Below are 13,182 nucleotides of genomic sequence, written 5' to 3'. Positions count from 1 at the left end.
CATGCCGCGACCAGTGGCCGTCGACCCGAGATTCGGTGCCGAGCTGCGGCGCCTGCGCGGGCAGCGCGACATGTCACTGCGCCAGTTAGGTCAGGCGACCAGCTACTCGCACACCTACCTCTGGGAGCTGGAGACAGGGCGGAAGCAGCCGGGCGGCGTCGACGTCGCCGAGCGGCTCGACGCGGCCCTGCACAGCGGTGGCACCCTGGCGGCGCTGGTCATCGACACCGCGCTCGATCCCGATACGGCTGGGCGGCTCGACTGGATGGTCGCCCGGCCGCGCACCGTCGACACCCCGGCGGTGGACGCCCTGCACACCATCCTGGAGCAACAGCGCCGGCTGGACGACGTGATCGGGGCCGTCCCGCTCGTCGGCCCGACCATGAGCCACTTCGACGTCGTCCGCGCCGCCCTCGGCAGCGTCCGGGGTGAACTGCGCGACGACATGCTCGACCTGGCCGCGCAGTGGGCGCAGTTCGCCGCCTGGTTGCACCTGGCAGCCGGCTCGCTGGAGATGGCCGGACAACTGCTCGATCAGGCGTGCGGGTGGGCGGTCGAGACCGACAACCACGAGATGCTGACCACGGTACTCAGCTACCAGGGGCACCGGGCCTGGTTGGCCGGTGATGTCGGCGCACTTGTCGGGCTCACCAGGGCGGCGTTGCGGGACCGTCGGGCGTACATCGGGCAGCGGGCGTACGACTACTACCAGTTGGCACGTGGCCTGGCCCTGGCCGGCGAGGAGCGGGCCAGCGACGAGGCCCTGCGGATCGGTGTTGACCTGGCGGACGAGGCGGTCGAACACCGTGGCCCGACCCCCGCCTGGCACTACTACCGCACGCCTGCCTTCTTCCGGCTGGAACGCGGCCTGGCTCTCCAGGTCGCCGGCCGGTACGCCGAGGCGGTCGAGCACTTTGCCGCAGGACTGGCTGGCCTGGACCCGGGTTCTCGCCGGGCAGAGTGGGTCGGCGACTATCTCGTGCACCTCGGACTGGCCCACGAGGCGACCGGTGCTCGGGACGATGCCGGCGCTGCGGTGATCGAGGCCGCGAGCATCGCCGAGGCCACCCGTTCGACCCGGTTGGCGCGCCGGGCGGTCGAGCTGGAGCGCCGGCTGGGCCTGTGACGGTCGGCGCCTGTTCCGTCAGCAAACGCGTCTGCTGACGGCCACCTCCTGTTGCTCACACCCTCGCTGGACCAACCCTGTAGCGGGAGGTGCTGGTCGGCTCGCCGGAGACCGTTGGTAGCCGCCGGTCACCGTCCCGGCCGGTCGACCCTGGGCCTCCGGGCAGGGTCGACCGGCGGCAATTCCGGTGGAGAGTGGCGCTTCGTGATCTGGGATCCGAGGCGCCACGGAGTTGGAGGGTGATCATGGAAGTGGATTCCCCGGACTGGCAGCGGTCAGACCAGCGCATTTTCGAGGCGCACGCCGACGGTGGCCGGTGCGCGGAGTGTGCGCCCCGGGGTGGGTGCATGGTGCTGCTGGCGGCGGTCCGTCGCCGGGTCGACTCCGGCACGGCCGGCACACGATCCGGGCTGGTCCGGCTGTGCTGATCCGGATGGTGCGCCGCTGGGTGACGGTCCAGTGGCCGGTACCGGTCGATTGCGCCCTCGCCCGCCTGGTCCTCGGCAGGCACGCCCTGCGGGAGTGCGGCCGGTGCGGACCGGACGGCTGCCCGCTCTGGGCGTGGGCGACCGAGGTCCACCGCCGGGAGCACGCCGTCTGGGTGCTGCTCGGCGGGACGTTGCCGGCGGCGGTCACGACCGGGGACGTACGCGCGGCCCTGGAGCGCTGGAACCGATGACGGCACTGCCGCGTGCGGGACACCTGGTCCGGATCGACGGCCGGGCGTCAGTCCAGTTCGCAGGGGATCGGGCGCTGCTGATCCGGGTCGTGCGGGTCGATCCTCGAACGACGTACCACGGCTGGTGTTGGCTGACCGGCTACGTCCTGGACCGGAACGGCGAGGCGACGGAGCGGCGTGACGTCTACGTGCAGGTGACCGGGCTGCGCCCGGTGGTGGACGTGCGGAGGGTTGCACGTGTCAGATCGAGCAGAGATCCGAGTGAGGGAACGACGGGACAGCGAGCTGCTACCCGTGGGACTCGACGTAGTCCTGGCATCCGAGGCGAGGGTCAGGTCGCCATGCTGCCCGACGCCGAGTAACACTCCGTACGAACCTTTGGCGTGTTCGTTTCGCCCTGGCGGCGTGCTGAATTGTAGAGAACGGCTGGGAGGTGACCGACGACGAAGCGGCCCCGGCCACCGCGTAGCAGGTGTGGTCGGGGCCGCGTCATGCCGGCTGCGAGCGGTTGCACTCCCCGCCCTGGTCAGCGGCTCGGAGTAGCCGGCCTCAGCGGTAGTTGGTGAACTGGAGGGCGACGCCGAAGTCCTCGCTCTTGAGCAGGGAGATCACGGTCTGGAGGTCGTCCTTCTTCTTGCCGGTCACCCGGAGCTGGTCGCCCTGGATCTGCGCCTGTACGCCCTTCGGCCCCTCGTCGCGGATCTTCTTGCTGATGGCCTTGGCCTTGTCCGAGTCGATGCCCTGGATGATCTTGCAGTCGATCTTGTGGACCTTGCCCGACGCGCGCGCCTCGCCGGCGTCCAGGGACTTCAGCGAGATGTTCCGCTTGACCAGCTTCTCCTTGAAGACCTCCAGGGCCGCCTTGACCCGCTCCTCCGTCTCGGCCTGGAGGCTGACCCCCTCCTCGCCCGACCACGAGATGTCGGCCCCGGTACCCCGGAAGTCGAAGCGAGTAGAAAGCTCCTTCTCGGTCTGCCGGAGGGCGTTGTCGATCTCCTGCCGGTCGACCTTGCTGACGATGTCGAACGACGGGTTGGCTGCCATGATTCCGCTCCTGCTGTGGACGACATGAAGGTGCGCCGGGCCGGCCCGGCGGTGGTGCAACATGCCGACGGTACCCGCTTGCGCGGCGGCCCGATGCAACCGCTATCCTTGCTTCCGCTGCCGCGTTCCGCGTGGCGGCACGCCCTGGCGGGTTGCCCGAGCGGCCAATGGGAGCGGACTGTAAATCCGTCGCGAAAGCTACAGAGGTTCGAATCCTCTACCCGCCACCAGGTGCACAAAGAAGCCCCTGACCAGCGCGAACGCCGGTCAGGGGCTTCTTTCGTGAGTCTCGCTCAGTCCCGCTCCAACTCGGTCGATCTCGCTGGTCGTGTCACATACGTGTCACCGAGATCATCAAGCGACAGAACCCCCGGCGGACGGTTGATCGGCCGCCGCATCGGCGGGCGGTGCCGTGTCGTCGGCGGTCGGCAGGCCGAGGGCTGCCGCTATCCGGCGGCGGGCCGCCTCCTCCTGCCCATAGACGCACTTGGCATAGACCCTCATCAGGACGTGCACGCTGTGTCCGGCCCACTCGGCGACCTGGGTAGCCGGTACCCCGGCATTGAGCCAGAGCGACACGGCCGCGTGGCGTAGGTCGTACGGTCGCCGGGCCAGCGGTGAGCGCTGCTGGACTGCCGTGAACACCTTCGAGCGGGCATCGCGCCACGCCTTCCCGTAGGTGTTGTTCGGGATCGGTTGCCCGGCGGTCGGCACGTACCGCCCACCGGGGCCGCGCCGGGTCACGAACAGCCTGCCGTTCGATCCGGGTGGGTACTCCTTGATGTGCCGATCGAGCAGCCGCACGAGCGGTGGCGGCACCGGTACATCCCGCGTGGCCGTCTTCGCCCTGTGTTTCAGCTCTCGATCCTCGGCGGTGTCTGCTCCGTCGCCCCAGTCTCGGCCGACGGCCACTGTCGATCCGGTCAGATGCAGCAGGCCCCATTCCCCGCGCCGGGCGGGCCGCTCGTACTCGTCCGCGCGCAGGTGGAGTACCTCTTCGGGGCGAAGCGCGGCGTAGTACATGCACCCGAAGAACGCCTCCAGTTCGGGAACAGTACGCCCGATCTCCGTAAGGAGCGCCCGAGCCTGATCGGGGTTGACCACGGCACGCCGATCAACCTCATCCGCCGTCTTCGGTGCGGTCCAAGTGACCAGGGACATCGGATGCGTATCGAGTAGCCGTAGTTCGACGGCGTACTTGAGAGCGCCGGAGAAAACGGCCCGCTTCCGGGCGATTGTGCTTGGCGAAGCGGGAGCGCCGTCCATCCGCAGAGCCAGAGTGTCGAGAGCCTTGCGGACCAACGCAGCATCGGCGAGCGCGGCCAGGTCGACGGTATTGGCCTTGAGCCAGCGCACGGCCGGGGCAAGGTCGGCGGGCGGTTCTCCGGCGTCCCGGCGGGTCTTGTTGAACACCCACCCGTAGAGCGCCGCGCGTAGCGCCTTTTCGGTCGGCACGCCCCGATCGGTGGCGAGTAACGCGGGTGTGACGGTGGCCAGCGTTTCGGCGATTCCCTTGCGATGCTTGGCCGACGCGCGGGGCCACTTCATGTCGACGTAGGCCACAGCGTGATCGAACCAGGATCGGGCATTGAGCGCCCGCATCATCGGCTCAGGTAGGCCGCTGGCCTCATCGAACGCCACGCCTTCCCGTTGAGCTACCACCAGTTTCGATCGGAAGCTCTCGGCCAGCGCGCGGGTTGCGAACGTGTCGCGGAACGGGCGGCCCGCCACCTTCCAGCGCACGCCGTAGGAAAAGCCCTTGGTCAGTTGGCGCTTTTGGATGCTGTGGATTCGTACGTCGTAGGTGCTCAAGCGGCCTCCTCGTGATCGTTGAGCCAGGTGTCGAGGTCTCGCCGGCGGACGTAGAGGCTGCCGTTGGGGTATTTGATGGTTCGGGGTGCGCGGCCGGTGGCCTTCCAGCGGAAGAAGGTGGAGCGGGGTACGCGGAGTTCGTCAAGGACTTCGGCGAGGGTAAGTAGGTTGCCGGTCGGGGTGGCGCGCTGCGGTCGGGTGGTCATCGGCGGGCGTCCTCCCTCGGGGCGGCGTCGAGGTAGATGCGCTGGAACATGGGGGATCGGCGGTCGGGGTAGGGGCGGGAGACGGAGCGGATGTGCAGCACCTTGGCCAGGGCAGCCAGCGCAGCGCCTGTTTCAGCGGGTGTGCCGTGCAGCCTGATTCGCATCGTGAGCGCCTTCCGGTCGATGCTGGTCACTTGTGGAGGATCGGGGAGACATCGCCACAGAACGGCGTATAGCGGGCCGCTGAGAGCGCCGTAGAGCCAAGATCTGAGGCGTCCCGGTGTAAGGCGTAGGGCCGATCCGTCTCAGGGGCTCTCAGCGGGCCGTTTCGGGGTGTCGGCACGGTCGGTCGGGACCGGCGTGGGGCCGGGCGATGGCGCCGGAAGCGTTGACACGTTGACAATCGGCGGCCGGGCGAGCGTTTCCGCAGGTAGTGGTCGGTGTGTAGGTGTCAACGGGCCGCGTTGACAGGCGTTGACACCGTTGACACCGGTCGGGCCGACGGTCGGGTGTCAACGCCTGTCAACGGGTGTCAACGGGCCGCGTTGACAGTCTCGCGGGTGTCCTGAGCTGCGGAAACCTCGCCATCCGGTGCGGGTGTCAACGTGTCAACGCTTCCCGGGTCCTCCCCGGTGGCGCGGGGGTGCAGTTCGTACCGGCCGTCGGCGTTGTGGCGAACCCATCCGAGGGCAGCGAGTTCGGCCAGCACCGCCGACACCTCGTCAGACTTGGGAAGTCGGCGGGAGACGCGTCGGTGGAGTTCCCGGCGGGTGAAGCTGGTCATGCCCTTGCTGGCCAGCACTCCGAGCACGTAGCGGGCGTTCTCCATCGCGGCGTCGCTGCCGATGGTGGACATGGCGGCCCGGTAGTGCGCGGCGAAGAACTCCGCCAGCCGCACGGCGTCGGCCATCCGGTCGGCGTCGACCGGACGCCGCCAGGCGTCGGCGGGGTGGTGGGCGACGTGCAGCAGCCCGGCCAGGCGCAGCGTTGCGCCGGCCAGCTTGTTGCCCCATTCCCGCATGTCGTACAGGCTTCCGCCGGGCCGTAGCTCGGCCTCCACCGCCTCAGCGGCGGCCCGCCGGACACGTCCCGCCTCGGGGGTCAGGGTGACCACCGCCGGGTCTTCCCACTCGGCCAGCATCGCGGCCAGGTCGTGAATCCGGTGCCGATAACCGGTGATCACCTGCTCCGGCACCGGTTCGGCGTCCACGGACCGCCATCCGGCTAGGGACCGGGGCAGCGCGAACAGGAACCGGGCCGGCAACCCTCGGCCGGCAAGGTCGGCGTTCCCGCCGAACTTCCGCAACACGCTCGGTTGCGCCATCACGCACACGGTCAACGCTGGCTTGTCGACCGACGCGCCTTCCCTGGTCTGCCGCTCGTTGCTCATCGGCTGACCAGCGTGACCCTTCAGGTACGGGTCAAGGTTCGGCGTACCGGAGTACCGACCTGCCAGGGTGTCGAAAATCCCGCCCTCGTCCGAGATGATCGCCATCCGGCCACCGTTAGCAGCCATCAGCCCTATCAGCGCTTCCGGGGTGGCATCGTCCACGATCAGCCGGGGCAGGCCGGGCACGGTGATCGCCTCGGCCGCGATGGCAGCGGCCACCGCGTCGGCCGACGCCTGATCCCGCTTGTCCGGGTCGGTGGCCTTGGCCGCTTGGGATTTGGCCTGTTCGGCCTGCCGGTCGGCGATGTCCCGCAGCGCGGCGGCCTCGGCAATCCTCGGCCGCATCGCCTCGGCGAGCGTCGACTGTGCCGAGAACAGCGGCGCCGTCATCGCCCGATGTACCGGGGACTTCCGCTCACCGGGGCCGGCGATGACGGCAGCGAACACGTTCACCGGTTCCCGCCACCCGGCCACCGGCTCCACTTCAAGGCGGCCACCCGCGCACGCGGACAGCACGGCCACGGCCAGGGTGCCGGCCATCGCCTGATCGGTCTGGGTGAACCGGGCAACGCCGGTCACCTGCTCGGCGAGCCAGCGGGGGAACACGTCGACCGGGAACGGCGGCGGCGCCGTGTTCGGCCCGGTCAACGGCACTGGAACATCCCACAGCGGGCCGCCCGGGTCGGGCCGGTCGGTGTCCTCGCTGGTATCGGTCACGAGGTGAAGGCGTGGTGCGGCGGTCATGCTGCGGCCTCCAGTTCGAACAGGTCACCTTGGCCATAGGCGTAGGGCGGCCGGGCGGGCAACGCGGGCGGGAAGTCGTCGGCGAGCAGCTGCAACGCGATGAGTCCGCCCTTGGTGCAGCCAACCGGCGTCCATCCGGCCCGGCGGTAGCAGCGACCAGGATCGCGCTTGCGGCGGGTCTTGCGCGGGTCAACGAAGGTGACCATCCCCAAGGCGGGTAGGTCGGGCCAGTGGGCACGCGTGGCAGCAACGGCGGCGGTGATCAGCGACGATGCCCGGTGTGGGCAGGCCGGTTCCCGGCGGAACAGAGAGCAGACCATCGCACCGGCCCATGCGTGTTGCACGTACGCGGCAATGGGCCAGGAGGTCACCCACAGCGCGTCGGCGTCGTCGGTGAGCAGCACGACACACCGGCCCGGCGGCACGAACTGCGGTGAACCGATCTTCTGCCGGTTGTAGTGCCGGTCGGCCAGCGGCAACGCTCGGGGATCGGCTCGGTACGACCACCGCCACGGTTGCAGCTGCTCGGCGTTCACGCTGCCACCGCCCGGGGCCGACGCTGCCCGGCCGCGATGCCGGATCGGACCGTGCGCGCGATCTCGACCCGGCCGAGTCCGGCGGACAATCCCGCGTGTTCCAGCACGCTCGTAGCCTGGTCCTCGGCGAGCGCCGCACCGGCTACCAGTTGGCCGAGCGCGACAGCGGCGACGTACAGCGACCGGTTCCGCTGGCCCTCCGGCGCGGTGGCGACGCGGGCGGTTTCCCGGTCGATCGCGGCCCGCACGTAGGCGCCTTCCCGACCACCGGGCAGCGCGACGACCACCGGCCGTTGCGGTGGCAGCGGTGCCGGGCGTAGCAGGTCGGCGAGCCAGCCGGGCAGTGGTGCCGGGTCGGTGTCTCCGTCGACCAGGTACGGCCGTCCGGCGACGGTGCTGCCGGCGGCGACCACGTATCCGCCGTGGGCGCGGGTGTCGATGGCCGGGCCGAGGGTGCCGGCGGTGTTGCGCAGCTCGGGGCCGTCGGGGTGGCGGTAGTACAGGTGTAGGCCACCGCGCCCGGTCTGAACCGTGTACGTCTCCCACGCGTCGGGGCCGTGTGGCTCGCACAGCGCGCCGAACACCTCGGCCCCGTTCGGCCCGCCGGGCGTCTTCGGTACGTCGAGATCTACCACGACCAGCCGGGACGGCCCGCACGCGATGCCGATCCCGTAGGGGCCGGCCGTCCAGCAGCGTTCGATGCGGTCCGGGTCGGTGGTGGCCCGGGACTCCCAGTCCCTCACGGCCGGGCGCTTGTCGTCAGGGCGTAGCGGGAAGACGTGCCAGCCGCGCGCGGCGTGCGCACGGGCGGTGGTGAGCAGGTCAGACACGAGGTTGCTCCCTTCATCAGGGGTGGTGCGTCCGGCGATGGCGGCCGGGGTGTGCTGCGGGCAGCGGGGGCCGGGCAGGAACATCCGCACCCGGTCTGCGGAGTGGCAGTGCCGCCGGTCGGTGCCGATCCAGTGCCGGCACCGACCGTTGGCGTCCCGGGCCACCGGGTCACCTCCGGCGGCCGGGTGCCGGGTGTCGGTGTCCGGCGAGCGCGGCCCGGGTGACCAGCGCGCGAAGGTCGGTCAGCATGGCGTGAAGCTGCCGACGGGCGGCCGGTTCGGCGTCGACCAGCGCGACCCGGATACGGATCTCGGCGTGGTCGGTACCGGTGTCGGTGGCGACGCGGGTGAGCACCGCCCGGCCGTGCCCGGGAAGGTCCACGATGATCTCTTCCGACCGGTGCTCGGCGAGGTTGCAGCGGTGATCCCGGCCGCACCAGTCGGTGTGCCGGTCCGCCCGGCGCTTCATTGCTGGCCCCGCTCGTACTCGCTGCGGAAGTAGTCGTAGAGGCGGCGGCCGACCCGCACGCGGCGGCCGGTGCCGTCACACCAGTGGCAGTCACGGTGCCGCCGGTCGAGCCGGTTGCGGCGGCCGGAGCAGTGCCAGCAGCGTCCGAACGGGGCCGCCGCGCACAACACGGCGTACCACGCTGCGTAACCAACGGGGATGAGGCTAGCTAGGACGGCGGCGAGGGTCACGGAATGCCTCCAACAGCCGGTTTCAGGGTGCAAGACGATGCGGCCCCTAGGGACTAGGCGCCTGATCAGGTGATGTATGGATTCCTAGGGCCGGTCCTAGGTCTAGGGGCCGTCGCTCCTAGACCTAGGACCGGTCGACGGGCTACCCGGCCGCGCCGCGCCCCTTCTTCCCATCACGCTCGGTGAGCGCGGTCAGGACGTGGTCGCGGTTGAAGCCCTGCCGGTTGCCGGACTCTCCGGTGTCCGGGTCGCTGCCCCACACCTGCCCGGGGGTGACGCCGTGCGGCTTGAGCGCGGCGCGTAGCTGGTCGGTGGTCAGCCCCGCGTACAGGTCGGGCCGCAGCTCGGCGAGTTGCTTGACCAGCACGCTCGCCCAGACCTTCGGCTTCTTGTCCGACATGACGGCCGCCAAATCGTCCAGCAGGGTGTCTCGCCGGACGGCGGCGGTGTCGATGGTCTGGCCGGTGGCGTGGCCGGTGATGGTGCCTGCCTTCTCCCGCAGCGTCCGGGCACGCCGTACCACCTGCTCAGCGGTCGGGCCGTCGATGAAGTACGTCCGGGTGATCACCGGGTCGTCGCCCTCACCGGCCAGGTAGCCGATGCCCCGGTCCCGGCGGGAGAACGTGGTGGCCTTGATCCCGTTCTTGTGCATCGACGTACCGAGCACCATGTCGTTCTCGGTGTGTCCCATGACCTTGAGGCAGAACCGGAGCACCGCGTTGGCGCTGATCCCGGTCGGCAGGCTCTTGGCGTCGGGGCGTTGGGTGGCCAGGATCAGCGTGATACCGGCGGCCGGTCCGCGCTTGATCAGGTCGGTGCAGATCTCTTCGAACTCGGCCCCGTACTTCGGGTGCTCGAACCACACCTGACACTCGTCGACCCCGGCCACGATCGGGAACAGGCCAAGCTTGCGCTGGTTCGCCAGGTCGTCGGTGACCTTGTTCTCCGGGCACAGGTCACGCGGGAGGTTCCGGATCACCTTCGTCCGCCGTCGCAGCTCGGTCCGTAGTTCCCGCATCGCGGCCAGGCCGTAGGCGATGTCCTCGTCGTCGTCACCGGCCCGGTACCGGTGCGCCACCGGCTCCAACGCCGACAGGTCCCCGGTCCCCTTCAGATCGAACGCGTGCAGCTGCGCACGCGGGTCGAGACACGCGCCGAGCAGGGCCAGACGCAGGGAGAACGTCTTGCCCATACGCGGGATCGACCCGACGATCATCGAAGCGAACATCAGGGTCAACGTGACGAGCCGGCCGCGCGGGTCGGTGCCGAACGCGAACGGCTTGAACAGGTTGACCGTGCCGGACTTGAGCAGCGGCCACGCGGCCTGCTTCGACCGGGACATGTCCTTGTCGGCGACGAACAGGATCAGCCGGCCGGGGTGTACCTCGGCGTTGGCCTCCGGCCACACACACCCGAGCGGCCGGGTCAGCGCGGCGGCCAACTCCTCCCGCTTGTCGACCACCGCCGACGCCGTGACGCCGCGCGGTAGCTCGACGTCGGCCCGCCAGCCGGCGCCGTTCTCCCGGGCGACCGGGGCCGGGAACCACCGCTTGCCGGTGTCCCCCCGCCGGATCGCGTCGTTGATGCCCCTGATGTTCAACGCGGCCAACGCCTGTACCACCTCAACCGAGGTCAGCGGCGCGGCCTGAGTACGAACAACGGCGGTGTCCAGCAGCGGCTTGTCGTCGCGGCCACCGAGCAACCCGAACAGCGTCACCAGCATGCCGAGCACCGCCCACCGCGACCACGACGGGGCGAACACCAGCGTCACCCCACCGGCCAGCGTCACGGCCGTACCGAAGGCGGCGACGATGCCGCGCCACCGCACCCGCCGGTCACGCTGCCGAGACAGCTTCAGGTACTCCTCGGCGTTCTCCCGCCGGACGGTCGCCTGCCGTACCTGCTCGCCTTCCAGGTCGAACAACCACCGCACCGTCGTGCGACCGACCCGGTAGGCGCCGACCGGGGAGCGGAACACCAGCTTGCCGACGTACTTCGGGCTGCGGAGCAAGTGGTAGCCGGTCGCGTGCAACCCGAACCCGGCCGCCCATGCCAGGTTGCCGGTGAACTCCCGCCCGGACCGTAGCCAGCCCGGCAGGATCGGCACCCGGTGAGCGTCCCGGAAACTCGCCAGGCTGAACCGCGGTCGCCGCTGCGCTTCCACACTGTCGACCAGCACCGGCCCGCCGGGCTCGGCGTCGTCCAGGTCGTCACCATCGTTGCCGTCGGCGTCCGGGTCGCTTCCGGTCCGGCGGACCCGCTCGGCTTCCAGGTCGACCACCTCAGCGTCCGGCCCGGTGTCGTGCATCTCGGCCTCTGCGGCCTGCCAGTCGAAACGATCATCGTTCGGGGAAGTCATGATGTGGATTCCTCCCGAAGTCGTTTGGGCTGAGGGATGGGGGCCGGCGGCACGGCATCGGTTTCCAGGCCAGGGGCCGTGCCGCCGGGCGAAATCAGCGGCGGTGGTGGCGCTTGTCGATCAGTGCCATGTACTCGGGACTGCCGAAGGGCGGGCAGTCGCAGGGTGCGTGCTGGCACAGGACGCAGCGGATCTGTGAAGCGTCGATCCGTCCGGCCGCGTAGGCGTCCAGATCCGGCGACCAGATGGCGCCGAGGCTGTCCAGCAGGTCCCTTGCTGTGTGGGACATCAGAGCTTCACCGCCTCGGCCAGCGCGGGTACCTCGGCGCCGTTCGCGGTGGCCGGCGGCTCTTGCCGCTGCCGGGTCTTCTGCTCGGCGGCCCGGACCTCGGCCACTCGGTCACGGCCCCACCGGTCCGACATTCCGAATTGCCGGCCGAGGGCGGCACCGGAAAGCGGCTTGCCGGCCGTCACGCTCTGCCGGTAGGCACGGCGGGCCGTGTTGCGGCGGGAACGCTCGTCATCGGCCGGGGTCGGTTCGGTGTCGTTGGGTGCGGGCACCGACGGCAGTGGGGTGGTATCCGTCGTGACCGGCGTGGACTCCAGTACCGGGATGCTTGCCGGTTCGATCTTCGTTTCGGCAGGCAGAGTCGGGATTTCCGGTTCCGGCTTGGCGAGCTTTCCCCGACGGGACAGCACCTCTACCGCCAGTAGGAAACTCACCGCCGGTACGACCGCCACGAGTCGGGCGTTCATCGTCGGCGCGGCCGATGCCACGTTTGCCGCCACTGTGGCGACCACGCCGAACACCAGCGCTACCCGGGCGGAGAAACGCGGCTTCCGGCCGTCCCGCTTGTCCGCCAGCATCGCAAGGGTGGCAACCAGGATCAGACCATCGATCGCCAGCGGCAGTACGGCGGCAACCGCCTCGTGTTCACCGGCTCCGGTGGCCACGTCGTAGATGTGCGAGTAGGACGCGAACCCGGCGACGGCGGCTACCAGGCCGGCAACCGCCCGGGACGTGAAGGTCGTGCGGTTCATGCTGCTACCTCCTGCGGGTAGGCACAGTCGACGCACTCGCCGAGCGAGCGCGGGATGCAGTAGGGCCGGACAACGCCGCAGGTCGGGCACGTCCGGCGGGCCGCCAACGCCTTGCCGATGGCGACGAGTTGCGCGGCGGTGGCGGTACGCTTCGGCCGGGCCAGATCCAGCCGGTACAGGTACGCGATGCGGGTACCGCCGACACCGGCCCACATGATCTGCGCGGCGACCGGCTGACGGCCGGGACACAGCCCGGCGGACCGCAGTTGCCGGCGGGTGGCGTAACCCGGCGGGGCACCCCGCCACCAGTAGGTCGGGATGCCGTACCGGGCGCCGTCCGGATCGCGGTAGGCGGCGCGGATGCGGGACATCAGGCCGCGCGGCCCGGGTCGGTACGGGTAGCGGCCAGGTCGGCGGCGGCCCGGGTAACCCGGGCCTCGGCACGCCGCAGACGACGCCAGTCCAGCGCGGTCGGGCCGCCGTGATCCTCGGCGTAGATCATGCTGATCTCGGCGTCCAACACGTCCAGCTCGGCGGCGATCAGCGGCCACTCGTGGTCGATCGCGGCCAGGTCGGCGGCGGTCGGCTCGCCCGGGTGCAGGTCGAAGCTCATCGACTCTCGGTCCTCTCGCAAGGTCAGCGGCGGCGCTTCGGCGGGCAGTGGTCGGTACGGGTCGAGACCACGCCGCACCGGCACTGATGCAGGGGCGACGACT

16 protein-coding genes and 1 tRNA gene are annotated in these 13,182 nt (G+C 70.3%); 4 read left to right on the top strand and 13 right to left on the bottom strand.

The annotated features are described in order from the left end of the window. The first annotated feature begins 1 nt into the window (after nucleotide 1). From C6W10_RS24990 to C6W10_RS24985, 3 genes are all read left to right on the top strand, one after another. Nucleotides 2–1,126 carry a helix-turn-helix transcriptional regulator gene (locus tag C6W10_RS24990; RefSeq protein ID WP_107260991.1) on the top strand — a complete coding sequence of 375 codons (1,125 nt, stop codon included), beginning with the start codon at nucleotides 2–4 and terminating at the stop codon, nucleotides 1,124–1,126. A 245-nt stretch (nucleotides 1,127–1,371) separates the two neighbouring features. Next, complete coding sequence (locus tag C6W10_RS37500) at nucleotides 1,372–1,554, top strand: hypothetical protein (protein ID WP_159104733.1); 183 nt, start codon at nucleotides 1,372–1,374, stop codon at nucleotides 1,552–1,554. A 20-nt stretch (nucleotides 1,555–1,574) separates the two neighbouring features. Next, entirely contained in the window at nucleotides 1,575–1,805 is a 231-nt protein-coding gene (locus C6W10_RS24985; RefSeq protein WP_159104732.1) for a hypothetical protein, read from the top strand. A 549-nt stretch (nucleotides 1,806–2,354) separates the two neighbouring features. Here the strand turns inward: C6W10_RS24985 and C6W10_RS24975 are convergent. Beyond that, nucleotides 2,355–2,849, bottom strand: a complete 495-nt coding sequence (locus tag C6W10_RS24975; RefSeq protein WP_107260987.1) for a YajQ family cyclic di-GMP-binding protein — start codon at nucleotides 2,847–2,849, stop codon at nucleotides 2,355–2,357. A 146-nt stretch (nucleotides 2,850–2,995) separates the two neighbouring features. On the opposite strand from C6W10_RS24975, the gene C6W10_RS24970 reads away from it, so the two are divergent. Further along, nucleotides 2,996–3,079: transfer RNA gene (locus tag C6W10_RS24970), tRNA-Tyr, on the top strand. A gap of 124 nt (nucleotides 3,080–3,203) precedes the next feature. On the opposite strand, the gene C6W10_RS38755 is transcribed toward C6W10_RS24970, so the two are convergent. The 12 genes from C6W10_RS38755 to C6W10_RS24905 form a co-directional block, all read right to left on the bottom strand. Then, nucleotides 3,204–4,661 carry a tyrosine-type recombinase/integrase gene (locus C6W10_RS38755; protein WP_234361409.1) on the bottom strand — a complete coding sequence of 486 codons (1,458 nt, stop codon included), beginning with the start codon at nucleotides 4,659–4,661 and terminating at the stop codon, nucleotides 3,204–3,206. Continuing rightward, nucleotides 4,658–4,867: an AlpA family transcriptional regulator gene (locus C6W10_RS24960; RefSeq protein ID WP_107260985.1), complete on the bottom strand. Its 210-nt coding sequence runs from the start codon at nucleotides 4,865–4,867 to the stop codon at nucleotides 4,658–4,660. Before C6W10_RS24960 ends, C6W10_RS38755 begins: the two co-directional genes overlap by 4 nt. Next, nucleotides 4,864–5,061, bottom strand: coding sequence for a hypothetical protein (locus C6W10_RS24955; protein ID WP_107260983.1), 198 nt, complete (start codon nucleotides 5,059–5,061; stop codon nucleotides 4,864–4,866). Before C6W10_RS24955 ends, C6W10_RS24960 begins: the two co-directional genes overlap by 4 nt. 338 nt (nucleotides 5,062–5,399) lie before the next feature. Beyond that, nucleotides 5,400–7,001 carry a YfjI family protein gene (locus tag C6W10_RS24950; RefSeq protein WP_107260982.1) on the bottom strand — a complete coding sequence of 534 codons (1,602 nt, stop codon included), beginning with the start codon at nucleotides 6,999–7,001 and terminating at the stop codon, nucleotides 5,400–5,402. Continuing rightward, nucleotides 6,998–7,537, bottom strand: coding sequence for a hypothetical protein (locus tag C6W10_RS24945; protein ID WP_107260980.1), 540 nt, complete (start codon nucleotides 7,535–7,537; stop codon nucleotides 6,998–7,000). Before C6W10_RS24945 ends, C6W10_RS24950 begins: the two co-directional genes overlap by 4 nt. Beyond that, nucleotides 7,534–8,532 (bottom strand): bifunctional DNA primase/polymerase, encoded by a 999-nt coding sequence (locus tag C6W10_RS24940; RefSeq protein WP_234361408.1) that lies wholly within the window; start codon nucleotides 8,530–8,532, stop codon nucleotides 7,534–7,536. Before C6W10_RS24940 ends, C6W10_RS24945 begins: the two co-directional genes overlap by 4 nt. Nucleotides 8,533–8,536: 4 nt before the next feature. Then, a complete protein-coding gene (locus C6W10_RS24935; RefSeq protein WP_107260978.1) occupies nucleotides 8,537–8,836 on the bottom strand; it encodes a hypothetical protein in 300 nt (99 codons plus the stop codon). A gap of 372 nt (nucleotides 8,837–9,208) precedes the next feature. Continuing rightward, the gene (locus C6W10_RS24925) at nucleotides 9,209–11,425 is read right to left on the bottom strand and encodes a cell division protein FtsK (protein WP_107260974.1); all 2,217 of its coding nucleotides are present in this window, start codon (nucleotides 11,423–11,425) and stop codon (nucleotides 9,209–9,211) included. A 94-nt stretch (nucleotides 11,426–11,519) separates the two neighbouring features. Next, nucleotides 11,520–11,714 carry a hypothetical protein gene (locus C6W10_RS24920; RefSeq protein ID WP_107260972.1) on the bottom strand — a complete coding sequence of 65 codons (195 nt, stop codon included), beginning with the start codon at nucleotides 11,712–11,714 and terminating at the stop codon, nucleotides 11,520–11,522. Next, the gene (locus C6W10_RS24915) at nucleotides 11,714–12,466 is read right to left on the bottom strand and encodes a DUF2637 domain-containing protein (protein WP_107260970.1); all 753 of its coding nucleotides are present in this window, start codon (nucleotides 12,464–12,466) and stop codon (nucleotides 11,714–11,716) included. The genes C6W10_RS24920 and C6W10_RS24915 overlap by 1 nt, the downstream gene beginning before the upstream one ends. After that, nucleotides 12,463–12,837, bottom strand: coding sequence for an RRQRL motif-containing zinc-binding protein (locus tag C6W10_RS24910; RefSeq protein WP_107260968.1), 375 nt, complete (start codon nucleotides 12,835–12,837; stop codon nucleotides 12,463–12,465). Before C6W10_RS24910 ends, C6W10_RS24915 begins: the two co-directional genes overlap by 4 nt. Further along, entirely contained in the window at nucleotides 12,837–13,079 is a 243-nt protein-coding gene (locus C6W10_RS24905) for a DUF6284 family protein (RefSeq protein WP_107264256.1), read from the bottom strand. Before C6W10_RS24905 ends, C6W10_RS24910 begins: the two co-directional genes overlap by 1 nt. Nucleotides 13,080–13,182: the final 103 nt, after the last annotated feature.

This window comes from Plantactinospora sp. BB1 (assembly GCF_003030385.1).
Classification (GTDB): domain Bacteria; phylum Actinomycetota; class Actinomycetes; order Mycobacteriales; family Micromonosporaceae; genus Plantactinospora.
The sequence above is the reverse complement of the archived record's forward strand: the minus strand, read 5'-3'. Positions and strand labels throughout refer to the sequence as shown.